25 protein-coding genes, 1 pseudogene and 1 riboswitch are annotated in these 21911 nt (G+C 72.0%); of the genes and pseudogenes, 9 read left to right on the forward strand and 17 right to left on the reverse strand.

The annotated features are described in order from the left end of the window. Nucleotides 1-67: 67 nt before the first annotated feature. Nucleotides 68-1000, forward strand: a complete 933-nt coding sequence (locus ACIQRW_RS30115; RefSeq protein ID WP_403766084.1) for an ABC transporter ATP-binding protein — start codon at nt 68-70, stop codon at nt 998-1000. A gap of 2 nt (nt 1001-1002) precedes the next feature. After that, entirely contained in the window at nt 1003-1740 is a 738-nt protein-coding gene (locus tag ACIQRW_RS30120) for an ABC transporter permease (RefSeq protein WP_403766087.1), read from the forward strand. Nucleotides 1741-1798: 58 nt separating this feature from the next. Here ACIQRW_RS30120 and mug read toward each other — a convergent pair. From mug to ACIQRW_RS30150, 6 genes and pseudogenes are all read right to left on the reverse strand, one after another. Next, nucleotides 1799-2382, reverse strand: a pseudogene (gene mug, locus ACIQRW_RS30125) (G/U mismatch-specific DNA glycosylase). Between the two features lie 19 nt (nt 2383-2401). Further along, on the reverse strand, nt 2402-3844 hold the full coding sequence (gene purB, locus ACIQRW_RS30130) for an adenylosuccinate lyase (RefSeq protein ID WP_403766089.1): 1443 nt from the start codon (nt 3842-3844) through the stop codon (nt 2402-2404). 100 nt (nt 3845-3944) lie between these two features. After that, on the reverse strand, nt 3945-4814 hold the full coding sequence (locus tag ACIQRW_RS30135; RefSeq protein ID WP_403766092.1) for an SGNH/GDSL hydrolase family protein: 870 nt from the start codon (nt 4812-4814) through the stop codon (nt 3945-3947). A 43-nt stretch (nt 4815-4857) separates the two neighbouring features. Then, nucleotides 4858-5877: a hemolysin family protein gene (locus ACIQRW_RS30140; RefSeq protein WP_403766095.1), complete on the reverse strand. Its 1020-nt coding sequence runs from the start codon at nt 5875-5877 to the stop codon at nt 4858-4860. Further along, nucleotides 5874-7211: a hemolysin family protein gene (locus tag ACIQRW_RS30145; RefSeq protein WP_403766098.1), complete on the reverse strand. Its 1338-nt coding sequence runs from the start codon at nt 7209-7211 to the stop codon at nt 5874-5876. Before ACIQRW_RS30145 ends, ACIQRW_RS30140 begins: the two co-directional genes overlap by 4 nt. A 167-nt stretch (nt 7212-7378) precedes the next feature. Further along, nucleotides 7379-7813, reverse strand: coding sequence for a GNAT family N-acetyltransferase (locus ACIQRW_RS30150; protein ID WP_403766101.1), 435 nt, complete (start codon nt 7811-7813; stop codon nt 7379-7381). Between the two features lie 117 nt (nt 7814-7930). Here ACIQRW_RS30150 and ACIQRW_RS30155 point away from each other — a divergent pair, with 117 nt between their 5' ends. Both ACIQRW_RS30155 and ACIQRW_RS30160 read left to right on the forward strand, forming a co-directional pair. Continuing rightward, complete coding sequence (locus tag ACIQRW_RS30155; protein ID WP_010062312.1) at nt 7931-8158, forward strand: hypothetical protein; 228 nt, start codon at nt 7931-7933, stop codon at nt 8156-8158. Beyond that, on the forward strand, nt 8155-8526 hold the full coding sequence (locus ACIQRW_RS30160; protein ID WP_018957883.1) for a hypothetical protein: 372 nt from the start codon (nt 8155-8157) through the stop codon (nt 8524-8526). The genes ACIQRW_RS30155 and ACIQRW_RS30160 overlap by 4 nt, the downstream gene beginning before the upstream one ends. Nucleotides 8527-8598: 72 nt before the next feature. Here ACIQRW_RS30160 and ACIQRW_RS30165 read toward each other — a convergent pair whose 3' ends face one another. The 4 genes from ACIQRW_RS30165 to bioB all read right to left on the reverse strand — a co-directional run bounded on the left by ACIQRW_RS30165 (nt 8599) and on the right by bioB (nt 12758). Beyond that, the gene (locus ACIQRW_RS30165; protein WP_403766104.1) at nt 8599-9276 is read right to left on the reverse strand and encodes a class I SAM-dependent methyltransferase; all 678 of its coding nucleotides are present in this window, start codon (nt 9274-9276) and stop codon (nt 8599-8601) included. Between the two features lie 160 nt (nt 9277-9436). Beyond that, nucleotides 9437-10132 carry a dethiobiotin synthase gene (gene bioD / locus ACIQRW_RS30170; RefSeq protein WP_403766107.1) on the reverse strand — a complete coding sequence of 232 codons (696 nt, stop codon included), beginning with the start codon at nt 10130-10132 and terminating at the stop codon, nt 9437-9439. Between the two features lie 6 nt (nt 10133-10138). After that, nucleotides 10139-11482 carry an adenosylmethionine--8-amino-7-oxononanoate transaminase gene (locus ACIQRW_RS30175; RefSeq protein WP_403766110.1) on the reverse strand — a complete coding sequence of 448 codons (1344 nt, stop codon included), beginning with the start codon at nt 11480-11482 and terminating at the stop codon, nt 10139-10141. Continuing rightward, the gene (gene bioB, locus ACIQRW_RS30180; RefSeq protein ID WP_403766113.1) at nt 11475-12758 is read right to left on the reverse strand and encodes a biotin synthase BioB; all 1284 of its coding nucleotides are present in this window, start codon (nt 12756-12758) and stop codon (nt 11475-11477) included. The genes ACIQRW_RS30175 and bioB overlap by 8 nt, the downstream gene beginning before the upstream one ends. A gap of 202 nt (nt 12759-12960) precedes the next feature. Here bioB and ACIQRW_RS30185 point away from each other — a divergent pair, with 202 nt between their 5' ends. Further along, the gene (locus ACIQRW_RS30185; RefSeq protein WP_403766116.1) at nt 12961-14121 is read left to right on the forward strand and encodes an 8-amino-7-oxononanoate synthase; all 1161 of its coding nucleotides are present in this window, start codon (nt 12961-12963) and stop codon (nt 14119-14121) included. Here ACIQRW_RS30185 and ACIQRW_RS30190 read toward each other — a convergent pair. Both ACIQRW_RS30190 and ACIQRW_RS30195 read right to left on the reverse strand, forming a co-directional pair. Continuing rightward, a complete protein-coding gene (locus tag ACIQRW_RS30190) occupies nt 14114-14365 on the reverse strand; it encodes a DUF397 domain-containing protein (protein WP_403766118.1) in 252 nt (83 codons plus the stop codon). The genes ACIQRW_RS30185 and ACIQRW_RS30190 overlap by 8 nt on opposite strands. 9 nt (nt 14366-14374) lie before the next feature. Next, complete coding sequence (locus ACIQRW_RS30195; RefSeq protein ID WP_403766120.1) at nt 14375-15229, reverse strand: helix-turn-helix domain-containing protein; 855 nt, start codon at nt 15227-15229, stop codon at nt 14375-14377. 235 nt (nt 15230-15464) lie between these two features. On the opposite strand from ACIQRW_RS30195, the gene ACIQRW_RS30200 reads away from it, so the two are divergent. Beyond that, nucleotides 15465-15896: an ATP-binding protein gene (locus tag ACIQRW_RS30200; RefSeq protein ID WP_361880232.1), complete on the forward strand. Its 432-nt coding sequence runs from the start codon at nt 15465-15467 to the stop codon at nt 15894-15896. A gap of 12 nt (nt 15897-15908) precedes the next feature. Here the strand turns inward: ACIQRW_RS30200 and ACIQRW_RS30205 are convergent, their stop codons facing one another. Beyond that, complete coding sequence (locus ACIQRW_RS30205; RefSeq protein WP_403766122.1) at nt 15909-16832, reverse strand: LysR family transcriptional regulator; 924 nt, start codon at nt 16830-16832, stop codon at nt 15909-15911. A gap of 73 nt (nt 16833-16905) precedes the next feature. On the opposite strand from ACIQRW_RS30205, the gene ACIQRW_RS30210 reads away from it, so the two are divergent. After that, the gene (locus tag ACIQRW_RS30210) at nt 16906-17565 is read left to right on the forward strand and encodes a LysE family translocator (protein WP_403766125.1); all 660 of its coding nucleotides are present in this window, start codon (nt 16906-16908) and stop codon (nt 17563-17565) included. Nucleotides 17566-17644: 79 nt separating this feature from the next. Here ACIQRW_RS30210 and ACIQRW_RS30215 read toward each other — a convergent pair whose 3' ends face one another. The 3 genes from ACIQRW_RS30215 to ACIQRW_RS30225 form a co-directional block, all read right to left on the reverse strand. Further along, nucleotides 17645-18115 (reverse strand): C40 family peptidase, encoded by a 471-nt coding sequence (locus tag ACIQRW_RS30215; protein ID WP_403766128.1) that lies wholly within the window; start codon nt 18113-18115, stop codon nt 17645-17647. 3 nt (nt 18116-18118) lie between these two features. Continuing rightward, a riboswitch (cyclic di-AMP (ydaO/yuaA leader) is annotated at nt 18119-18304 on the reverse strand. A gap of 353 nt (nt 18305-18657) precedes the next feature. Further along, nucleotides 18658-18963: a hypothetical protein gene (locus ACIQRW_RS30220; RefSeq protein ID WP_403766130.1), complete on the reverse strand. Its 306-nt coding sequence runs from the start codon at nt 18961-18963 to the stop codon at nt 18658-18660. Between the two features lie 37 nt (nt 18964-19000). Beyond that, nucleotides 19001-19606, reverse strand: coding sequence for an ATP-dependent Clp protease proteolytic subunit (locus ACIQRW_RS30225; protein WP_403766133.1), 606 nt, complete (start codon nt 19604-19606; stop codon nt 19001-19003). 85 nt (nt 19607-19691) lie between these two features. On the opposite strand from ACIQRW_RS30225, the gene ACIQRW_RS30230 reads away from it, so the two are divergent. Further along, the gene (locus ACIQRW_RS30230) at nt 19692-19976 is read left to right on the forward strand and encodes a type II toxin-antitoxin system Phd/YefM family antitoxin (RefSeq protein ID WP_274345935.1); all 285 of its coding nucleotides are present in this window, start codon (nt 19692-19694) and stop codon (nt 19974-19976) included. 83 nt (nt 19977-20059) lie between these two features. On the opposite strand, the gene ACIQRW_RS30235 is transcribed toward ACIQRW_RS30230, so the two are convergent. After that, nucleotides 20060-21043 (reverse strand): ABC transporter permease, encoded by a 984-nt coding sequence (locus ACIQRW_RS30235; RefSeq protein ID WP_403766136.1) that lies wholly within the window; start codon nt 21041-21043, stop codon nt 20060-20062. A gap of 126 nt (nt 21044-21169) precedes the next feature. Between ACIQRW_RS30235 and ACIQRW_RS30240 the strand changes: the two genes are divergently transcribed. After that, entirely contained in the window at nt 21170-21790 is a 621-nt protein-coding gene (locus ACIQRW_RS30240; protein WP_403766139.1) for a TetR/AcrR family transcriptional regulator, read from the forward strand. The last annotated feature ends 121 nt before the right edge of the window (nt 21791-21911 follow it).

Here is a 21911-nt window from a genome sequence, read left to right on the forward strand (position 1 = left end):
TGAGAGGGAGACGATCCCCGCTGACGGGGGAGGCGGGCCGCCCGGCGTACCGGCCAGGCTGGTGGACATGACCAGCATCGACGTCCACGAGCTCACCAAGGAGTACGGAACCACCCGTGCGGTGGACCGCCTCAGCTTTCGCGTTCAACCGGGCAGGGTCACCGGATTCCTCGGCCCCAACGGCGCCGGCAAGTCCACGACCATGCGTCTCGTCCTCGGCCTGGACCGGCCGACCGGCGGCTCGGCCACGATCGGGGGGAGGCCCTATGCGCGGCTCACCGAACCGCTGCGCAGCGTCGGCGCTCTGCTCGACGCCCAGGCCGCCCATGGCTCACGCACACCGCGCAGCCATCTGGCCGTACTCGCCGCGAGCAACGGGATACCCATGTCGCGGGTGAGGGCCGTGCTGGAGGAGACCGGGCTCGGCGACGTGGGCGCACGGCGGATCAAGTCCTTCTCCCTCGGCATGCGCCAGCGTCTCGGCATCGCGGCCGCCCTGCTCGGCGACCCGCGGGTGGTCATGCTCGACGAGCCGTCGAACGGGCTGGATCCCGAAGGCATCATCTGGATCCGCGAACTCATGAAGCGGCTCGCCCGCGAGGGCCGGACGGTGCTGGTCTCCAGCCACCTCATGAACGAGACCGCTTCCTTCGCCGACCACTTGGTGGTGCTCGGCCGGGGCCGGCTGCTCGCCGATATGTCGATGAAGCAGTTCCTCGACTCGCGTAGCCGTCCCCGCGTACGCCTGCGAACGACCGAACCGGGCAGGCTTCACTCGGCGCTGGCCTCCAAGGGCCTGACCGGAGTGCAGGCCGAGGACGGCCGCTGGGTGATCGACGGCGTCACGGCGGAGGAGATCGGCGCGATCGTCGCCGGCGAAGGCATTCCCCTGCTCGAACTGGGCGATGAGCGCGCCACATTGGAGCAGGCCTACCTCGACCTCACGGCGGACGACACCCCCTTCGCCGCTTCGGCCACCAGCAACCGCCAGGAGGCGTGACCATGACCCTGACGGCGGTACTCCACTCCGAGTGGATCAAGATCAGATCGATACGGTCGATTCTCGGCTCCCTGACGGCCGTCCTCGCCACCACCCTCACCATCACCGTGCTCATCCTGGGAACCACCGGCCAGGAGCAAGCGGAACAGCCTGGATCCGATGCGCTCCTCAACGCCTTCTTCGCGCTGACCTTCGGGCAGATCGCGGCCATCGCGTTCGGCGCGACCGCGGTCTCCTCCGAGTTCCTCAACGGAGCCCTGCGCATATCGCTTGCCGCGGTTCCCCGACGCTCCCTCCTCTACGCGGCGAAGATGGCGGCGATCGGCGGATCGGCGCTCGTCGTCGGGTTGGTGACCAGCTTCACGTCGTTCCTGGTCGGTCAGCTCTTCCTGGGGGAGCACGCGATGGGCCTGGGGCACCCGGGTGCGCTGCGTGCCGCCTTCGGCGGGGGGATCTACCTGGCGCTGATGGCACTGCTCGCGGCGGGCCTCGCGGCGCTCCTGCGGAGCGCGGTGGCGGTGCTCGGCCTGCTCATACCGCTCTTCCTCATCGTCCCCTTCGTGTTGGTGGACGTTGCCACCGCGGTGGTGACATATCTGCCCGACCGCGCGGGGCAGGCGGTGTTGCACCAGAATCCGGAAGACGGTCCGGGGCCGTGGACCGGCCTGGCGGTGACCGCCCTATGGGCGGCGGCAGCGCTCCTGGCGGGCTGGTGGGCGGTCCGCAACCGGGACGCGTGAGGCCCGGGGGGAGAGGCGCGGGCGTGAGGCCCGGGGGAGAGGCGTGGGCCGGAGCGGTTCAGTCGGTCGGCGCGGGGCCGGGGGCAGCCTGGTCGGTCGGGGGCCCGGTGAGGACGGCGTCCCGGAGGCGGGCGTACTCGTCGGCCATGCTCGGGACCGTCCAGTGGGCGTTGAGACCGCTGGGGTTGGGCAGAGCCCACACACGGGCGCCGCCGACCGTGCGGTCCTGGGGGCCGATCCGAGCCCGGGGCTCCCCGAAGGCCGTGCGGTAGGCGGTGATGCCGACCACCGCGAGCCACTGGGGCGCGAGCAGTTCGACCTTCGCCGTCAGAGCGGCCCCGCCCTCCCGGAACTCGTCCGCGCCGAGCTCGTCGGCCCGGGCCGTGGCCCGCGCCACCACGTTGGTGATATGCCGAGTCCGAGACCGAGCAACTCGGCCTGCTCCGACGGACGCAGCTGCCGGGGCGTGAAACCCGAGCGGTGCAGGACCGGCCAGAACCGGTTCCCGGGGTGGGCGAAGTGGTGGCCCGTCACCGCCGTCGTCAGGCTCGGGTTGATGCCGCAGAAGAGCACGCGCAGACCGCCCGCGGCCACATCGGGGACGATGCGGCCACGGGCGGCGCTCAGCTCTTCGGGGGTCATGCGGTGAGGGCGGTGCCGGTCAGAGGATCGAGCCGGGGGCGTACTTCGCGGCCTCGGGGTACTGCTCGGTGATCTTCTCGATCCGGGCGACCAGCGACGAAACCTGGTCGCCGGCGGCACCCGTGAACGAGAGCTTGTCGGCCATCAGCTCGTCCAACTGCGCGCGGTCCAGCGGGATCCGCTCGTCCGCGGCGAGCTTGTCGAGCAACTCGTTGCGCTCGGCGCCCTGCTCGCGCATCGCGAGGGCGGAGGCGACCGCGTGCTCCTTGATCGCCTCGTGCGCCACCTCGCGGCCCACTCCGGCCCGGACAGCGCCCATCAGGACCTTGGTGGTGGCCAGGAACGGAAGGTAGCGGTCCAGCTCGCGCGCCACGACGGCGGGGAACGCGCCGAACTCGTCCAGCACCGTCAGGAAGGTCTCCAGGAGGCCGTCGAACGCGAAGAACGCGTCCGGGAGCGCCACCCGGCGGACCACGGAACAGGACACGTCGCCCTCGTTCCACTGGTCGCCCGCCAGCTCGCCGGTCATCGAGGCGTAGCCGCGCAGGATCACCATCAGACCGTTCACCCGCTCGCAGGAGCGCGTGTTCATCTTGTGCGGCATCGCGGACGAGCCGACCTGGCCGGGCTTGAAGCCCTCGGTCACCAGTTCGTGGCCGGCCATCAGGCGGATCGTCTTCGCCACCGAGGAGGGCGCCGCGGCGAGCTGCACCAGAGCGGTGACCACGTCGTAGTCGAGCGATCGGGGGTAGACCTGACCCACCGAGGTGAACGCCTCGGCGAAGCCGAGGTGCCCGGCGATGCGCTGTTCCAGGTCGGCGAGCTTGCCCGCGTCGCCGCCGAGCAGGTCCAGCATGTCCTGCGCCGTGCCGACCGGGCCCTTGATCCCGCGCAGCGGGTAGCGGGAGAGGAGGTCCTCCAGGCGGCCGTGGGCGACCAGCATCTCGTCGGCCGCGGTCGCGAAGCGCTTGCCCAGCGTCGTCGCCTGCGCGGCGACGTTGTGCGAGCGTCCGGCGATGACGAGCTCGCGGTACTCCGCCGCGAGCTTGCCGAGCCGGGCCAGTACGGCCACGGTGCGGTCGCGCATCAGCTCCAGCGAAAGGCGGATCTGGAGCTGCTCGACGTTCTCCGTCAGGTCCCGGGAGGTCATGCCCTTGTGGACCTGCTCATGACCGGCGAGGGCGTTGAACTCCTCGATCCGGGCCTTGACGTCATGCCGGGTGATCTTCTCGCGCTCGGCGATCGAGGCCAGGTCCACCTGGTCCAGCACACGCTCGTAGTCGGCCAGCGCCGCATCGGGCACCTCGATCCCGAGGTCCTTCTGAGCGCGCAGCACCGCCAGCCACAGCTGACGCTCCAGCTTCACCTTCTGCTCGGGGGACCAGAGGACGGCGAGCTCCGCGGAGGCGTAGCGGCCGGCCAGGACATTGGGGATGCGAGGCTTCGCAGACACAGCAGTCACGTAAAGGGATTCTACTGGCGGTTTGTGCAGGCCAGCGACGCGCCCCGGTTTGTGGGTTGCTACGAAGGAGCGGGGGAGGGTGCAGACCCGGGCGACCGGTTCAGTCGGTCTCCGCGGTGCCCACCGTGGTGCCGGGGGAGACGGCGCGGCGCCACCCCGTCACCGGGCCCGGGTTCTCCGCGTCCGTCGGCGTGATCCAGAAGGCCCGGCCCGTCGTGGCGTCGAACTGGGCGCCCGAGCGCCCGTCGCCTGAGGAGCGCCCGGTGAGCCGCCGCCCGATCCAGGGGGCCAGGTGCTGACGGGCGAAGCGGATGTCCTCCGTTCGCCGGGCCGCCCAGCGCGGCGGCGCGGTCGCGGGCATCCGCGCACGCCACTCCAGTTCGGTCGGCAGTCCCAGGGTCTGCCAGACGGCCTCGGCGACGCGCCGGTGGCCTTCGGTGTTGAGATGGAGCCGGTCGACGTCCCACATCCGGGGATCGGCGATCGAGGGCGCGGAGTAGAGATCCACCACCGCGGCGCCGTGCTGCCCGGCCAGATCGTCGATCAGGGCGAACAGCGCCTCCACCCGGGGGCGGAACCGGTCGAACACCGGCCCGCTCCGCCCGGGGCTGCGCATCAGCACCAGTTGCTTGCAGGTCGGTGCGAGACGCTCCACGGCCTCTTCGAGCCTCCCCCTGACCATCCCCATGTCGCACTTCGGGCGCAGCGTGTCGTTGAGTCCGCCGACGAGGGTGACCACATCGGCCTGGAGCGAGGCCGCCGCCTCGACCTGCTCGTCGACGATCTGGCCGATGAGCTTCCCGCGTACGGCGAGATTGGCGTACCGGAAACCGGGGGACCGGACCGCGAGCCGGGCGGCGAGGACGTCGGCCCAGCCCCGGTAGGCGCCGTCGGGGAGCAGGTCCGACATGCCCTCGGTGAACGAGTCGCCGACCGCGACGAGACTGGTGTAGGAGGCATTCAAATCCATGGCCAGATCAGCGTACCGGTCGGTAGGCCGGGAGGCCAGCAGGTCAGCGGGGTCCCGGCCGTCCAACGAGTTCGCGGAGTACGTCCTCCATCGTGACCATGCCGGCCAGTCGGCCGTCCGCGTCGAGAACGGCCGCCAGATGGGTCCGGCTGCGCCGCAGGGCGGTGAGCACGTCGTCCAGCGGAGTCGCCGCCCGCACGCGGGCGATCGGCCGCATCGCTGTCACCGGGAAGGGGACGTCCCGGGGCGTCGCGTCCAGGGCGTCCTTCACATGGAGGTACCCGAGGATGCGCTGCTCGCTGTCCATCACCGGGAAGCGGGAGAACCCCGACTCGGACGAGAGCCGCTCCAGCTCCTCCGGGGTGGTGCCGACCCTGGCGTACAGCACGCGGTCGACGGGCATGACCACGTCCCGCACCGGTCGGCGGCCCAGCTCCAGGGCGTGGTGGAGGCGTTGCGCGGAGCGGTCGTCGACCAGCCCGGCATCTCCGGCGTCCTGGACCAGCCGGGCCAGTTCGTCGTCCGAGAACGTCGCGGAGACCTCGTCCTTCGTCTCCACCCGCAACAGCTTGAGCAGGGTGTTGGCGAACGCGTTGATCGCGAAGATCACCGGCCGAAGGGCACGGGCCATCGCGACCAGCGGGGGGCCCAGGAGCAGGGCACTCCGCGCCGGTTCGGCCAGCGCGATGTTCTTCGGCACCATCTCGCCCAGGAGCATGTGCAGATAGGTGGCCACGCCCAGCGCGATGACGAACGACAGCGGGTGGACCAGCCCGTGCGGCACCCCCACCGCGTCGAAGGCCGGCTCCAGCAGATGCGCGATGGCCGGTTCGGCGACGATGCCCAGCACCAGGGTGCAGAGCGTGATGCCGAGCTGGGCGGCGGCGAGCAGCGCGGAGACGTGTTCCAGGCCCCAGATGACACTGCGGGCCCGCCGGTTCCCGGCCTCGGCCTCCGGTTCGATCTGGCTGCGGCGCACCGAGATCAGCGCGAATTCGGCGCCCACGAAGAAGGCGTTGGCCACCAGGGTCAGCAGGCCGATGAAGAGCTGGAGAACGATCACCGCTTGTCCTCCGCCCGGTCCTCGGCCCCCGGCAGTGGGGCGTGCAGCAGGGCCCGCGCGGCACGGCGGCCCGAGGCGTCGACCACGTCGATCCGCCATCCCTCCAGCTCGACGCTGTCGTCCACCGTCGGGATCCGTCCGATCTCGGCGGCGATCAGCCCCGCGAGGGTCTCGTAGGGCCCGTCCGGCACCCGCAGACCGATCCGGCGGAGCTGGTCGGTGCGCGCCGCTCCGTCGGCCGACCACAGGGTCCGCCCGTCGGCGTCCTCACCGGCGGCGGCGAGGTCCGGCGTCTCGTGCGGATCGTGCTCGTCCCGGACCTCGCCGACGACTTCCTCCACGATGTCCTCCAACGTCGCGACTCCGGCCGTCCCGCCGTACTCGTCGATCACCACGGCCATGGCGAGCCTTCCGGACAACCGGTCCAGCAGCCGGTCCACGGTGAGCGTCTCCGGTACGAGCAGGGGCTCGCGCAGCAGTTCCGAGATCCGCGTGTGGGGCCGCCGGTCGGCGGGGATCGCCAGCACGTCCTTGATGTGGGCCACGCCGACCACGGTGTCCAGGCTGCCCCGGTAGACGGGGAAACGGGAGAGACCGGTCGCCCGGGTGGCGTTGGCGACGTCCTCGGCCGTCGCGCGCAGCTCCAACGCGGTCACCTGCACCCGCGGCGTCATCACGTTCTCCGCGGTCAGCTCCGAGAGGTTCAGCGTGCGGACGAACAGTTCGGCCGTGTCCGCCTCCAGCGCACCCGCCTTCGCGGAGTGCCGGGCCAGCGCCACCAGCTCCTGCGGACTGCGGGCGGAGGCCAGCTCCTCGGTCGGTTCCAGACCGAAGCGGCGCACGATCCGGTTGGCCGTGTTGTTGAGGTGGCTGATGAAGGGGCGGAACAGCGCGGTGAACACGCGTTGCGGTGTGGCCACCGCCTTGGCCACGGCGAGCGGGGAGGAGATCGCCCAGTTCTTCGGGACCAGTTCGCCGACCACCATCAGGACCACCGTGGACAGCGCCGTGCCGAGGACGAGCGCCAGGGTGGACGCGGCGGCGGGAGGCAGCCCCGCCGCTTCGACGGGGCCGCGGATCAGCTTGGCGATGGACGGTTCGGAGAGCATGCCGATCACCAGATTGGTCACGGTGATGCCGAGCTGGGCCCCCGAGAGCTGGAAGGTGAGGCTCCGGACGGCCTTGAGCGCGCTCGCGGAACCCCGGTCGCCCCGCTCGACAGCCCGTTCGAGCTCGCCGCGCTCCACCGTGGTCAGGGAGAACTCCGCCGCGACGAACGCGCCGCAGGCGACGCAGAGCAGCAGGGCGACGAGCAGCAGCAGCACTTCGATCATCGGTTCACCTCCGTCCCATGATCGGGCAGGGGCGGGGGGACCGCGCGGTGTCGGCGGTGTCGGCTACTGGGAGGCTCGTCCATGGACGGACGTTCACACCTTTCGGCAGGGGGTGACGGAGGGCATGTCATCGTAGGGCGTCTGCCCAGCGGCGCCCGCCCTACCGCTCAGCCGGTCAGGTGCTTCACCCAGCGGCTCCACTGCGGCTGGGGCTCGTAGCCCGCCGCGCGCCAGGCGGGGTGGGCCGATGTGTTGCGGTCGAGGACCATGGCGTCGGCGCGCCGCCCGCCCAGCGCGACGAACCGTTCCTCGGCCGCCGCCAGGAGGGCGCCGCCCACGCCCCGGCGCCGCTGGTCCGGGTGGACCGCGAGCCGGTAGAGATGGCAGCGCCAGCCGTCGAAGCCCACGATGACCGTGCCCACCAGCGCTCCCTCCCGCTCCGCGAGTATCAAGGCGTCGGGGTCGCGTTCCACCAGGCGTGCGACCCCGTCCCCGTCGTCGCTGATGCTGGTGCCCTCGGCGGCCACCTTCCAGAAGGCGAGGACCGTGTCCAGATCGGCCGGGGTCGCGGACCGTATCGAAAGATCGTTCATGACGGCCATCCCACCATCCGCGGCGACAGGGCGTCGATCGCATTCCACAGTCCGGGCGCGGCGCCCCGCGCCCCCGCCCCCGCGCTCCCCTTGCCGGTGCTAGCACGGCCGCGCTAGCGTGGTCGGGTGCCCAAGACTCAGCTGAACGTTCGAGTGGACGAGGCCACCGCCGAGGCCGCGCGGCAGCGCGCGCTGCAGAGGGGGATGAGCGTGAACCGCTACATAGAGGAACTCGTCCAGCAGGACGCGGGCGAGGTGGGACACACCTTCGTCGAGGCCGCGGCCGACTTCATGAAGCAGTACGAGTCGGTGTTCGCCGAGGAGTTCGGCCCGGAGCGCGAAGGCACCCGTTGAACCTTCGGATCGACCTTTCCTGGTTGCTGATGGTCGCCGAGCACAAGACGCCCGGAGACCCGCAGGTCGTCGACTGGGGTGCGCTCGTCGCCGCCGTCGCACGGCATGACGCGGAGATCTTCGGCAGCGCCGTCTACAGCGACCCGCACGCGCGGGCAGCCGCCCTGTTGCAACTGCTCCTGCACGTGCCCGCCCTCGAACACTCCAACGCGATGTTCGCCTCGGCCGTCGCCTACGGCTACCTCGTCGCCTCCGGGCTCAAGGTCATCACCTCGCCCGAGCAGGTCCGCGATCTGGCGCTGCTGGTGAAGCAGGGCAAGGCGGACGTGCGCGCCATCGCCGACGAGCTGCGGCAGTGGAGCGTGTGAGGCCGGACGGAACACGCCACGACAGACCGGGCGAAGCGCTCCACCATCCGGTTCGGCCCCAGCTCTCGGCCCTCAGTCCTCGGTGAACGGCTTGCGGGCCACGCCCAGCACACAGGGGGAGGAGGGCACCTGGAGGCCCGTCTCCGGAATCCGCAGCCTGCGGTACGTGCCCATCTCGAAGCCCGCCGCCTCGATCGCGGCCAGCGGGTCCCGGGCCGTGTGACAGCCGCCGAAGAGCAGCGGCCACAGGGTCCGGTCGGCCACCCGCTGCGCCGTGGCCAGCGCCCGGCCCGGCGCCGACCCGTGCTCGAAGAACCACAGTTCGCCGCCGGGCCGCAGGACCCGCCTGATCTCGGCGAGCGCCCGGGGCAGATCCCGTACGGTGCACAGGACCAGGGACGCCACCGCCCCGTCGAAGGCCTCGCTCTTGACCGGCAGCGCCTCGGCGGCCCCCGGCACCACGTCCACCGGCACCTCCGCGCGCAGGGCGGAGCGGACGGCGAGCTGCCGCAGCGAGCGTTCCGGCTCCAGCGCCACGACCTCCGAGACGGCGCCGGGATAGTGGGCGAAGTTCAGCCCGTTACCGGCGCCGATCTCGATGGCCCGGCCGGAGAGCCCCGACAGCAGCTCCTCGCGGTACGCGGCGATGCCGCCCTTCAGGTCGGCGGTCACGCTCACCCGTGCGTAGAAGCGGGCGAAGACCGGGTGGTGCACGGCGTCCCGGGGGAGCTTCCTGCTGCGCAGTTGCATGACGACCTCCGCTGAGGAGTGGACGTGACGCTTGAGGAGTGGACGTGACGTTCCTCCACGATTCTCCCCCGGATCGTCCCGGCGGGAATCCCCTGTTCACCCCGGATCGTCCCGGCGGGAACCCCCGAGGCCGCCCGGGCGCCACCCCCGCGCGCGCCCGTCAGCGCGGGGCCGCCCAGGTCCCTCCGAGCTCCGGAGCCAGCCAGCCCGGCGCGCGTGCCGCGAAGGCGGCGCCCGACAGTGAGCCCGCGCCGGCCGGTACCGCGCCGAGCAGCGGTGCACCGGCCGCCACCGGCAGGTCCTCGATGTTGCAGCGGGACGCGAGGTCGGGCTCCGCCGGCATGCTGCCGATCACGACGCCCCGGCAGCTCAGCCCCCGGTTCCGCAGAGCCTCTGCCGTCAGCGCGGTGGCGTTCAGCGTGCCCAGGCCCGCGGGGGCCACCAGCAGGACCGGCGCGGCCAGCAGCCGGGCCGCGTCCGCGAGGGTGCCGCCCTCGTCGTCGAACCGCACGAGCAGCCCGCCCGCACCCTCCACCAGCACGAGATCGTGCTCGGTGGCCAGCTTCTCCGCGGCCTCGGCGACCTCGTACGGCCGCACGGGCACGAGCCCCGCCCGCCGGGCGGCCGTGGCCGGAGCCAACGGCTCCGGAAAGCGGGCCAGTTCGACCGCCGTCACCTGGCTCCCCGCCAGGCGCGCGACCTCGGCCGCGTCGCCCGGCTCCCCGGGGGCGAGCCCGGTCTGCGCGGGCTTGAGCACCGCGACCCGGCGGCCCCGCGCGGCGGCCGCCACCGCGGCGGTCACCACGGTCTTGCCGATCTCCGTGCCCGTGCCGGACACCACCAGAATCGTCGACATATCGGCTCAGCCCTCCCGTGCCGCCGCGCACACGGCCCGGCAGATCCGCGCCACGTCCTCGTCCTCGGTGACGTACGGCGGCATCGTGTAGACGAGATCGCGGAACGGCCGCAGCCAGACGCCCTCGCGCACGGCCGCGCGGGTCGCCGCCGCCATGTCCACCTCGTGGTCGAGCTGGACGACCCCGATCGCTCCCAGGACGCGTACGTCCACCACCCCGGCGAGGTCCGCGGCGGGAGCGAGGCCGGAGCGCAGGCCCGCGCCGATCCGCGCCACCTCGCCCTCCCAGTCCTGCCCGAGCAGCAGGTCCACGGAGGCCGAGGCCACCGAGGCGGCCAGCGGATTGCCCATGAACGTCGGGCCGTGCGCCAGCACCGGCACCTCGCCGCTGGAGATGCCCTCGGCCACTCGGGTGGTGCACAGCGTCGCCGCCATCGTGAGATAACCGCCGGTCAGGGCCTTGCCGACGCACATGACGTCCGGCGAGATCCCGGCGTGCCCGGCGGCGAACAGCTTGCCCGTACGCCCGAAACCGGTCGCGATCTCGTCGAGGACCAGCAGGACGTCGTGCTCGTCGCAGGCCTCGCGCAGGACCCGCAGATAGGCGGGGGAGTGGAACCGCATCCCGCCGGCCCCCTGCACCACCGGCTCCACGATGACCGCCGCGAGCTCGTCGGCGTGCGCGGCGATCAGCTCCCGCAGATGGTTCACATAGGCGGGGTCCGGCTCCGCGTCGAAGCCGTCCGGCGGGGCGTCGGCGAAGACCTGGCGGGGCAGGGACCCCGACCACAGCTCGTGCATCCCGCCCTCCGGGTCGCACACCGACATCGGCTGCCAGGTGTCCCCGTGATAGCCCCCGCGCCAGGTCAGCAGCCGCTGCTTGGCCGGACGCCCGGCCGAGCGCCAGTACTGGAGGCACATCTTGACCGCGACCTCCACGGAGACGGACCCCGAGTCGGCGAGGAAGACGTGCTGGAGCGGCCCGGGGGTGATCTCCACCAGCCGGGTCGCCAGCCGGACGGCGGGCTCATGGGTGAGCCCGCCGAACATCACATGGCTCATCCGGTCCAGCTGGCCGCGTGCCGCCTCGTTGAGGACCGGGTGGTTGTATCCGTGCACCGCCGACCACCAGGAGGACATGCCGTCCACCAACTCGCGCCGCCCCTCGACGGGTTCGGCGAGCCGGAGCCGTACGCCGGAGGCCGACTCCACGATCAGCGGCTCCTGGCGGCCCGGCATCGGACCGTACGGATGCCAGACGTGCGCCCGGTCCAGCGCCCGCAGTTCGTCGGGGGCGTACGGCTTCGGCGCGGCGGGCAGGGGGAGTGCGGGGGCGTACGGCTCAGGCATTGGGCGCGAGATCCGTTCCCGCGCCGCGCCGGCGCACCGCCACCAGATCCGTGCGCGCCGCGCCGTTGGCGTCCGTACGCGCCACCGGGACGCTCTTCCCGGCGTCGGAGTCGGCGACAGCCACCGGCTCCCGCTCCCCGTGCCCACCGCACGGCCCGCAGCCCCCGTCGCCACCGTGGGAACCGCAGCCACCGGCTCCGGAGTCCTCGTGCGATCCGCAGCCGGACCTCGCGGTGGCGTCCCGCGTCCCGCAGCCGCCGCTCAGGGCGTCGGCCCGGTGGCGCGGAAGCGTCGTCGTGCCCGCGCCCTCCACCTCGAAACCGGCGTCCGCGATCATGTCCAGGTCGGTCTGGCCGGCCTGGCCCTCACTCGTCAGGTAGTCGCCCAGGAAGATGGAGTTGACCAGGTGGAGCGCCAGCGGCTGCATCGAGCGCAGGTGCACCTCACGGCCCCCGGCGAGCCGGACCTCGACGTCGGGGCAGACGAAGCGGACCATCGCCAGAATGCGCAGGCAGCGCTGCGGGGTGAGGTTCCACTCCTTGGCGAGCGGCGTTCCCTCGAACGGGATCAGGAAGTTCACCGGCACCGAGTCCGGGTCCAGGTCCCGCAGTGCGAACACGACGTCGACCAGGTCCTTGTCGCTCTCGCCCATCCCGGCGATCAGCCCGGAACACGCCGAGAGCCCGGCGGCCTGGGCCTGTTGCACGGTCTCCACCCGGTCCGCGTACGTGTGGGTGGTGGTGATCGCCCCGTACGTCTCCTCGGACGTGTTGAGGTTGTGGTTGTACGCGTCGGCGCCCGCCGAACGCAGCCGGTCGGCCTGTCCGTCGGAGAGGAGGCCGAGGCAGGCGCAGACCTCGATGCCCTCGTTCTCCTCCTTGATCGCCTCGATGGTCTTCGAGACCCGGTCGACGTCCCGGTCCGTCGGGCCGCGCCCGCTCGCGACCAGGCAGACCCGCTTGGCGCCGCCCGCCACTCCGGCGGCGGCGGCCTTGGACGCCTCGTCCGGCTTCAGCCAGGTGTACTTGAGGATCCCGGCCTTCGAACCGAGCCGCTGCGAGCAGTAGGAGCAGTCCTCGGGGCAGAGCCCCGACTTCAGGTTGACCAGATAGTTGAGCTTGACGCGCCGCCCGAACCACTGACGGCGCACCTTCCCGGCGGCCGCCACCACGTCGAGCAGCTCGTCGTCGGAGGTCGCCAGTACGGCGAGCGCTTCTTCGCGGGTCGGCAGTTCGCGCCGCAGCCCCTTGTCCACCAGCGTGTTCAGCAGGTCCATGAAAGATGATCCTGACGTACGGCACCGCTTCCAGCCAAGGAGGAACCAGACAGGAGACCCGGGCGAGGGTGTGTGTATTGCCACACCCTGACCTGCTGCGCACCCGGCTAGGGTCTGTTGGCTGCCTACAAAGGGACCGTCCGCACCGGACCGTCCGCGCGGAGCCGCCCGCCGAGGGCCCGCCTACCCAAGGGACCGCCCCATGTCCTTCGCCCCGTTCGACTGGATCGACGCCGAGGCCCGCAGCAGGGCCACCGCCGGACTCGTACGGACCCTGCGTCCGCGCGGCGCCGAGCCGGAGCTGCTGGACCTCGCGAGCAACGACTATCTGGGCCTCACCCGGCACCCGGAGGTCACCGCCGCCGCCGCCGGCGCCGCCCAACGCTGGGGGGCGGGGGCGACGGGGTCCCGGCTGGTCACCGGCTCCACCGCCCTGCACGCCCAGCTGGAACGGGAGCTCGCCGCGTTCTGCGGTTTCGAGGCGGCCCTCGTGCTCTCCTCCGGGTACGCGGCCAATCTCGCCGCGCTGACCGCGCTGACCGGGCGCGGCTCCCTCATCGTCTCCGACGCCGGCAACCACGCCTCGATCGTGGACGGCTGCCGGCTCTCCCGCGCCGGGACCGCCGTCGTGCCCCACGCAGACCCCGACGCGTTCGAGAAGGCCCTGCGGGAACACGACGGGCGGGCCCTCGCCGTCACCGACTCGGTCTTCTCCGTCGACGGCGACGCCGCCCCGCTCCCCGCCCTGGCGGAGGTCTGCCGTTCCGCGAACGCGGCCCTGCTGGTCGACGACGCCCACGGCCTCGGAGTGCTGGGCGAGGGCGGTCGCGGCGCGCTCACCGCGGCCGGGCTGGCGGGCCGCGACGGGGTCGTGGCCACGCTCACCCTGTCCAAGTCCCTGGGCAGCCAGGGCGGAGCGGTCCTGGGGCCCGCCCGGGTCATCGACCACCTGGTCAACACGGCCCGAACGTTCATCTTCGACACCGGACTCGCCCCGGCGGCGGTCGGCGGCGCGCTCGGCGCCCTCGGGGTGCTGCGCCGGGAGCCCGAACGTGCGGCCCGCGCCCGTGAGGTGGCCACCGCGCTGTTCACCCGGCTCACCGCGGCCGGGCTGAGGGCGGTCCGGCCCGATGCGGCCGTCGTCTCCGTCCGGGCGCCCTCGGCGGACGCGGCCGTGCGCTGGGCGGCCGACTGCCGCGCGGCCGGGATGGCGGTGGGCTGCTTCCGCCCACCGTCGGTACCGGACGGCGTCTCGCGGCTGCGGCTGACCGCGCGCGCCGACCTGACCGAGGAGCAGATCACGACCGCGGTGGCCACGGTCCTCGCCACCGCTCCCCGGCAGGTGGACGCTCCGGTCAGTTGAAGCGCCGTGGACGGGCCCCGTGCGGGCCGAGCCCGTCCACGAAGGTGGTCCAGGCCGCCGCGGAGAAGCGCAGCGGCGGCCGGCGCACGTCCTTGGAGTCGCGTACGGCGAGGAGTGCGCCGCCCAACAGGGCGGTCTCCACGCAGTTGTTCATCCCGGTCGAGCGGCTGCTGCGCCGCCACCGCGGGGTGGGCGGCGCGGTGGACGACGGTGTTGCGGCGGACAGTGCGAGACGGTCTGACATGGCGGCCCCTCAGCTGCGTCTGATCTCGGTGATGAGGTCCAGCGAGCGTTCTGGTGAGAGCGCGTGTGCCTGCAAGGAACGGAAGGCCGAGCTGTACGCGTCGAGGTCTTCTTTCCGCTCCAGGTAGAGGCTACTCGTCAAGTGGTCAAGAACGACCACATCCAGATCAGAAATGTTCGGAAAAGAGAAAATAACGAAAGGTCCGGTGAGGCCGACGTATCCGCCGACCGAGAACGGCAGCAACTGCAGTTGCACATGCGGAAGTTGGGCAACCTGGATCAGATGTTGCAGCTGGTCCCTCATCACCTGCGGCCCACCCACCTCGCGGCGGAGCACCGCCTCGTCCAGCACGGCGGTGAAGCGCAGCGGCGGACTCGCGCGCAGCACCCGCTGGCGGGTCAGCCGGACCTCGACCAGCGAGTCGAGCCGGCCGTCCGGTAAGCCGTCCAGCGAGGCGCGGGTCACGGCACGTGCGTATCCGGCGGTCTGGAGCAGCCCCGGCACCACCGAGGTCTCCAGCGTCCGGACCGTGCTGGCCTGCGACTCCAGGCTGATGAAGTCCCGGTACTGCGGCGGGATCAGCCCGCGGTAGGCATGCCACCAGCCCGAACCGCCGCCGCCCGCCGACCCCGCGAGGACTTCGAGCAGGCAACGCAACTGGGTGTCGCGCACCGCGTAGACGTCCAGCAGCCGTGACACGTCGGCGGGCGTCACCCCGCTCGCGCCCGTCTCGATGCGGCTCACCTTCGACTGGTGCCAGCCGAGCAGCCGCGCCGCGTCCCGGCTGGTCAGCCCGGAGGCGTGGCGCAGACTCCGCAGCTCCTCACCGAGCTTGCGGCGTCGGACGACGGGGCCGTGCAGCATGCCGGTCTCCTTCTGCTGTCGGGAAGGGCCGGTCCGTCACCGGGGCCGGCCCGCAGAGGGGTCAGTGTGCCGCCCGTCCACGCCGTACGGGTCCCGAATTCACCGCTTCGAGCGACAGATATATGCATATCTTGGCCGAACGTCGTTACAGGGAGCTGCATCAATGGCAATCTGGCGCGAAGCACAATCCTGGCCGGCCGCCGGTCGGCCAGGGCGGGAAAGGGACGGCGTCGCCATGGCAGACCATCAGGAAGCAACCGTCACGCTGCCGACCGATCCGGTCTCGGTCTCGTCGGCCCGCAGACATGTGGCCAGGACCCTGGCCCAATGGGGGCTGCCCGACGACACCGAGTTCGCCGACACCATCCGGCTGATCATCTCGGAGCTGGCCACCAACGCCGTCCAGCACACGTTCGGCCAGTCGCCCACCTTCACCGTGGATCTGCGCCTCGAACGCGACGAGGAGCTGTATCTCGGCGTCACGGACAGTCACCCCCGCTGGCCCCAGCGGCTGCCCGCCGCCGTCCGGCAGGACAACGGCCGGGGCATGGTCATCATTCGGGCCCTGGCCAAGGAGCGTGGCGGGCGGCTCCAGGTGACCCCGACCGCCGAGGGCGGCAAGACGGTCTGGATCGCCCTCCCCTGGGTCGTCCCGATCCAGGGCTGACCCCGGTGAGGCTCATCGCGCGGGGGCCGTGCTCCCACGGCCGAAGCCGCTGCGCAGCAGCGCGAGCAGCGTCGCCGCCGCCGCGGTCGACCGGTCGCCCCGGTGCACGACCGAGATGGTCCGGCGGAACGAGGCGGGCTCCAGCCGCCGGACCGACAGCGGGGCCGAGGACATTGAGGCGACCATCTCCGGCACCACCGCCACCCCGAGCCCCGCGCTGACCAGCGCGCACACCAGCGCGTACCCGGGCGACTCGCAGACCACCGCCGGTGTCGCCCCGGCCTCGGCGAGCGCGTTCTCGACCCCGCGCCGGGGCGGATGGGTGGGCGCGCTGCTGATCAGCGGCCGCCCCGCCAGCTCGCCGACCGGCAGCCGCCCGGTGCCCTCGGAGAGCCGGTGGCCCACCGAGGCGACCAGCACCAGCTCCTCGACCAGCAGGGGTTCGACGAGAACGCCCGCCGACGGGGGCTCGGCCGCCGCCGGTTCGTAGGCGTGGGTCAGGGCGAGATCCACCTCGCCCGCGACCACTGCGGCGATGCCGCCCGGCGGTTCGTATTCGGCGACGGCCAGCTCGACCTCCGGATGGGCCCGCCGGAACGCGCTCAGGACCGGCGGCAGCAGATGGATCCCGGCCGTCGTGAACGTCCCCACCCGCAGCCTGCCGCCCGAGAGCCCGGCCAGCTGAGCCAGCTCGTGCCGCGCCTGGTCCAGCTCGTCCAGGACTCGCCGGGCCCGGCCCGCCAGCAGCTCGCCCGCCGCCGTCAGCCGCGCCCCGCGGTGGTGGCGCACGAGCAGTGCCGCCCCGGCCTCCCGCTCCAGTTTGGCCAGCTGCTGGGAGAGCGCGGGTGCGGTGTAGCCGAGGCGGGCGGCGGCCCGGGTGATCGATCCGGCCTCCGCGACCGCCACGAGTGCCGCGAGCCGTGTCGGGTCGTACATGAAAGCGTTCCTTTAGGCAGACCCAGAAGATTGCAAATACATGCTAAAGGCTCCGCCGGTCCAAGGTGGACCCATGGACGCACAACTGATCGCCTTCACCGGGGTCGCCGCCGGAATGGTCGCACTGCCCGGCGCCGACTTCACCGTCGTCGTACGCAACGCCCTGGCCTCGCGCATCGCGGGCCTGGCCACCGCGTTCGGCGTCGCCGGAGGGCTGCTGGTGCACACCGCGCTCGCGGTCGCCGGACTCGCCGCGGTGCTGGTGACCATGCCGGTGCTCTTCCGTACCGTCCAGCTGCTCGGCGGCGCGTACGTGCTCTACCTCGGGATCAGCGCGCTGTACGCGATCCGCCGCCGGCCCTCGCAGGACAGCTCCGGCTCACCCTCCGGTACGCGGGAGGACGAGCCGGGGCGGCCCGTGACCGGGGAGTTCGGACGCGCGCTGCGTCAGGGGTTCCTGACCAACGCGCTCAACCCGAAGGCCCCGGTCCTCTTCCTCAGCCTGCTCCCGCAGTTCGTGCCCCACGGTCAGCCGCCGCTGCCCAGGACCCTGCTGCTCGCGGCCCTGGTGGTGGCGCTGGCGCTGATCTGGTTCCCGGCCGTCGCCCTGCTCGTGGACCGGCTGGGCCGGTGGCTGCGCCGCCCGCGTACCGCCCGCGCCATCGAGGGCGGCAGCGGTGTGGCGCTCACCGGTCTGGGACTGGCGCTGGTCACCGGCCCCCTGCTGCGCTGAGGGCGCGGGCGGTATGCGGGCGGCCCCGAGGAGGGGCCGGGCCGGGCCGCCCGCACGGAAAGAGCGTCCGGTCGGTGGGTCAGCGGACCCGTCCGTACCAGACGCTCTTGGACCAGATTTTGGCCAGTCTCACCACGTCCCCCGATTTGGGGGAGTGCCAGATCTTCCCGGCCCCGGCGTAGATGCCCACGTGGTAGACGCTGCGACCCGAATGGAAGAAGACGAGGTCGCCGCGTTTGCGCTGCGACTTCCCGATGTGGCGGGTCTTGTTGTACTGCTGCTGTGCCGTGCGGGGAAGCTTCTTGCCGGCCTTCTTGAACGAATAGACCGTCAGCCCCGAACAGTCGAAGCGGCTGGGACCGGCCGCTCCGTACTTGTAGGGAGCCCCCTTCTTCGACGCGGCGACCTTCAGGGCCTTCGTCGAGTGGGTGGCGGCCTCGGCATCGTTCACCAGACCGGGCGCCAGCATCGTGGACGTCACAGCCAGGGTGAGTACCGAGGCCGTACCGACCCGGGCGAACAGAGACGGGACATGAACCTGCGCAGACATGCGCAACCCTTCGTCAGCCGCCTGTGAAGGATGACCTGTCGGGTTCGGGCTGGCGAAGTTGCCCGGCCGCTGTCGCGGCTTCACCCCGAGGGCTTCCCGGTCTCCCGGGCGGCCCGTTGTGCTCGGGTCCTCCACTCCTGCCGATCCACTCCTGTCGACCAGTCATCCGGGCGGCGGCAGGACTCGGCGTCCGCCCGGACCGCCCCGCCGCGGTGGCGGGGGCTTGTCGTCCCAGGGATCTTGACTCACTCGATGCCGGAATTCCGAGCTGAAACAGCGGTTTGTGAGTCTCCTCACCACTGATCCATTCGGGTGGACAGGTCGGATTCGCGCTCGCCCGCGAGCCGGGCGCACACCCTCGTACCAGCGACGAAAGGGGGCATTTCGAGTACGGACCGCGCATCGAACGCAAGTTGAGCCGTCGCTCGGGCGGGTGATCGCCTACGCCGAACGAGCGAGACGAATCGGTCCCCCGACCGGGCGTGTCGTGCGCGGGACCGACCGGCCCGCTCCCGTAGCGCGCTTCCCGTGCGCGGGGCCGGTCAGTTCACGGGCGGCGGCACCGCGACCCGGCCCGCCCGGCGCTCCCCGTCCAGGACGCGCAGGGCCCGCGCCAGGGTGGCGGCGTGGATCCGCGACTCGCCGCGCTCGTGCATCAGGGCCAGGGCGTCGCGCAGCGCGGCCGCCCGGGAGGCCAGGGCCTGGGCGGCCCGCAGCGCGCTGTAGGTGTCGCTGCCACGGGCCGGGTTGATCCGGCCCACCTGGTCGAGCACGGCCAGATAGCAGTCGACGAACTCGCCCTCGGCCCGGGTCAGCGCGGGCAGGGGCGGGAACTGGGGTGGCTCCATCGGCGTTTCACCTCGCGTCGTACGGCGGCCGGGAGAGTCAGCGGTTCTCCATGACGTGGTCGACCAGCCCGTAGGCGAGGGCGGCCTTGGCGTCGAGGATGGTGTCGCGCTCGATGTCGGCGGTGATCTGCTCCGCGGTCCGGCCCGTGTCCCGGACCAGCATGGCCGCGAACATCTCGCGGGTGCGCACCAGTTCGCGCGCGTGGATCTCCAGGTCGGACGGCTGGCCCCGCATCGGTTCCTCCATGGCGGGCTGCTGAATGACTACCCGCGCGCCGGGCAGCGCATGTCGGCGCCCCTTCGCCCCGGCCGCCAGCAGGGCCGCCGCGTAGGAGCCCGCCTGCCCCAGACAGAAGGTCTCCACCTCGCAGGTCAGGAACCGCATCGTGTCGTAGACCGCCGCCATCGCCTGGAACGTGCCGCCGGGGGAGTTGATGTAGAGCGACAGGGGCCGGTCCGGATCGGCGTGCTCCAGATACATGAACTGGGCGATGAGGTCGCTCGCGGCGATGTCGTCGACCGGGCTCCCGAGGAAGACGATCCGCTCGGACAGCAGCTTGGAGTACGGGTCCAGCGTCCGGGTTCCGGTCGCGGTGCGCTCGGTGAACTCCGGCAGTACGTAGCGGGCGGCGGGGCGGATCATGGCGGTGCCTCTCTCCTGGAGCTGACCATCCGTCTGTCCGTCCGTAAGAAATGTACAGGACGTACAGAAGGTTATGATGGGGACTATGGCTTACGAGATTCCGGTGACGCAAGCACGGGCGGAGCTCGCCGAACTGATCAACCGCGTTGTCTACGGCGGTGAACGTGTGGTGGTGACGCGGCACGGCAAGCCGCTCATCGCCTTGGTTTCCGCCGCTGACCTGCAACGACTTGAAACCGATGAAGCGGCTGCCGAGGAGCAGGTGATCAGCTCGGTCTCCTCGATCGGCTCCGCGCCATCCGCTCAGGGCGAACGGCGCAGGTTCGGCATCGCCGCAGAGCACCGCCCCCACGATGGCCGGGACGTCTGAGGCCCGCGACTCCCCGCAACAGCACAGAGCCGGGTGCCCCTCCGGTAGGAGGGGCACCCGGCTCGGCGACGCGGATCCGGAGCTCAGCCGGTCAGGGCCGGCTCCCGGACGGGTGCGGCCGGCTCGGCCGTCGTGGGCGCCCGGCGGGCGAACAGCACCGCCGCCAGGCCGAACAGCGACCACAGTGAGAGCGTCAGCGCGGCGCCGCCCGCAGCGCTTCCGTCGAAGAAGGCGACCGAGCGGAGCAGTGAACCGCCCGCGCCCGGCGGAAGCCACTGGCCGATCATGCCGACGGGCTCGGGCAGCAGCTCCGGTGCGCTGGTGACGCCGGAGAAGGGGTTGCCCAGCAGGACCATCGGCAGCGCCCCGAGCCCGATGCCGCGCGGCCCGAACAGGGCGGCGAGGCCCGCCACCGCCGAACCGATGGCCAGCTCGGTGAGCGCGATCACTCCCGCCTCCGCCCACCAGCCGCCCGTGACCACGCCGAGCCAGCTGTGCGCCACGGCCGTGGCGGCGAGGCCCACCAGAGCGGCCGACCCGATGAGGGTCACCGCGGCCCGTGCCCCGCGCAGTCCGATCAGGGTGACGACGGCTCCGGCCGCCATGCCCGCGAGGGCCAGCGGCAGGACGCTCGCGCCGAGTGCGCTGCCGCGCGGGTCCCCGGGCGGCGCGGCGACCACATCGGTGACCCGGACCGGGGTGCCCTCGGGGGCGGACGCCGTCACGGCCTCGCGCAGCAGCTGGGAGACGACGGGGCTCGCCGCCGAGGCGGTGAGCAGGTGCGGCCCCTGCGGGGTGACGACGACGGCTCCGTATACGACCCGGTCCTCGATCGCGGTGCGGGCGGCGGCCTCGTCGTCGAAGCGGTGCACGTCGAACGCGCCGTCGCGCCGCTCGAAGCGCTGTTCCAGCTGCTGGGCCGCCGACGCCGGGCCCGCGACCCCGACCGGAAGGTCGCGCGGCGCGATCCGGGCGGCGGGCCAGGCGAAGGCCCAGAGGGCGAGCGTCACCATCAGGGGGATCAACAGGATCACCGCCACCGCGCGGCGGTTGGGTGCGGTGGACATGAGAGGCCTCGATTCGTGCGACGACGGAGGGCTGATAGAGAAGGATCGTTCGTTTTACGTCTTGTCCCCACTGTTGGCACACCGCGCGGGATTGTCAAGAAGGAACGTTCGTTTTAGGTTGGTGCCATGGCTCGCGTATCCCAGGAACACCTCGACGCCCGTCGCCGTCAGATCCTCGACGGTGCGGCGCGCTGCTTCGCCCGCAACGGATTCCACGGCACGTCCATGCAGGACGTCCTCAAGGAGGTGGGTCTGTCCGCCGGAGCGGTATACCGCTACTTCCCCGGCAAGGAGGACATCATCGCGGCCATCACGCAGGAGACCTTCGCCGTCATCCGCGGCGCCTTCGAGGAGGCCTCCCGTATGGCGCCGCCGCCCACCCCGGACGCACTGCTCGGCCGGGTGCTCGGCGGGGTGCTCGCGGGGGAGGTGCACGGGCTGGAGCGCCGGGCCTTCGCCGCGCTCGTCGTCCAGCTCTGGTCCGAGACGCTGCGCGACGAACGGCTCGCCGCGCTCCTCGACGACGGCTACGCCACCATGCGCGTCGCCTGGACGAAACTCGTCGACGCCTACCGTTCCGCCGGGATCCTGGCGAGCGATGTGCCCGGCGACGATGTGGCGCGCACGATGATCGCGACGGCGCAGGGCTTCATCGTGCAGGAGGCGCTCTTCGGGGACGTCCGCCCCGAGGTGCTGAGGAACGGGTTGCGCGGGCTGATGTCCATGAACCCGCAAAAGATCAGTTAACGCAATGGAAAAACTTCCGCCCTAACGTGCAATGCCTGGTCGCCGGACCGCTGTTCCCGTTCAACGAACTGTTGAACGGGGATAAGGCCCCGCTGCGTCCGGAGCCGGAGCCGGACGGAAG

Origin of the sequence: Streptomyces sp. NPDC091287, from assembly GCF_044768525.1 — a bacterium.
Classification (GTDB): Bacteria; Actinomycetota; Actinomycetes; order Streptomycetales; family Streptomycetaceae; genus Streptomyces.

Coding starts and splice junctions, on each gene's coding strand:
- ACIQRW_RS30115 (WP_403766084.1), top strand. CDS start 68: ATGACCAGCATCGACGTCCACGAGCTCACCAAGGAGTACGGAACCACC.
- ACIQRW_RS30120 (WP_403766087.1), top strand. CDS start 1,003: ATGACCCTGACGGCGGTACTCCACTCCGAGTGGATCAAGATCAGATCG.
- ACIQRW_RS30135 (WP_403766092.1), bottom strand. CDS start 4,814: ATGGATTTGAATGCCTCCTACACCAGTCTCGTCGCGGTCGGCGACTCG.
- ACIQRW_RS30145 (WP_403766098.1), bottom strand. CDS start 7,211: ATGATCGAAGTGCTGCTGCTGCTCGTCGCCCTGCTGCTCTGCGTCGCC.
- ACIQRW_RS30150 (WP_403766101.1), bottom strand. CDS start 7,813: ATGGCCGTCATGAACGATCTTTCGATACGGTCCGCGACCCCGGCCGAT.
- ACIQRW_RS30165 (WP_403766104.1), bottom strand. CDS start 9,276: ATGCAACTGCGCAGCAGGAAGCTCCCCCGGGACGCCGTGCACCACCCG.
- bioD (WP_403766107.1), bottom strand. CDS start 10,132: ATGTCGACGATTCTGGTGGTGTCCGGCACGGGCACGGAGATCGGCAAG.
- ACIQRW_RS30175 (WP_403766110.1), bottom strand. CDS start 11,482: ATGCCTGAGCCGTACGCCCCCGCACTCCCCCTGCCCGCCGCGCCGAAG.
- bioB (WP_403766113.1), bottom strand. CDS start 12,758: ATGGACCTGCTGAACACGCTGGTGGACAAGGGGCTGCGGCGCGAACTG.
- ACIQRW_RS30185 (WP_403766116.1), top strand. CDS start 12,961: ATGTCCTTCGCCCCGTTCGACTGGATCGACGCCGAGGCCCGCAGCAGG.
- ACIQRW_RS30190 (WP_403766118.1), bottom strand. CDS start 14,365: ATGTCAGACCGTCTCGCACTGTCCGCCGCAACACCGTCGTCCACCGCG.
- ACIQRW_RS30195 (WP_403766120.1), bottom strand. CDS start 15,229: ATGCTGCACGGCCCCGTCGTCCGACGCCGCAAGCTCGGTGAGGAGCTG.
- ACIQRW_RS30200 (WP_361880232.1), top strand. CDS start 15,465: ATGGCAGACCATCAGGAAGCAACCGTCACGCTGCCGACCGATCCGGTC.
- ACIQRW_RS30205 (WP_403766122.1), bottom strand. CDS start 16,832: ATGTACGACCCGACACGGCTCGCGGCACTCGTGGCGGTCGCGGAGGCC.
- ACIQRW_RS30210 (WP_403766125.1), top strand. CDS start 16,906: ATGGACGCACAACTGATCGCCTTCACCGGGGTCGCCGCCGGAATGGTC.
- ACIQRW_RS30215 (WP_403766128.1), bottom strand. CDS start 18,115: ATGTCTGCGCAGGTTCATGTCCCGTCTCTGTTCGCCCGGGTCGGTACG.
- ACIQRW_RS30220 (WP_403766130.1), bottom strand. CDS start 18,963: ATGGAGCCACCCCAGTTCCCGCCCCTGCCCGCGCTGACCCGGGCCGAG.
- ACIQRW_RS30225 (WP_403766133.1), bottom strand. CDS start 19,606: ATGATCCGCCCCGCCGCCCGCTACGTACTGCCGGAGTTCACCGAGCGC.
- ACIQRW_RS30230 (WP_274345935.1), top strand. CDS start 19,692: ATGGCTTACGAGATTCCGGTGACGCAAGCACGGGCGGAGCTCGCCGAA.
- ACIQRW_RS30235 (WP_403766136.1), bottom strand. CDS start 21,043: ATGTCCACCGCACCCAACCGCCGCGCGGTGGCGGTGATCCTGTTGATC.
- ACIQRW_RS30240 (WP_403766139.1), top strand. CDS start 21,170: ATGGCTCGCGTATCCCAGGAACACCTCGACGCCCGTCGCCGTCAGATC.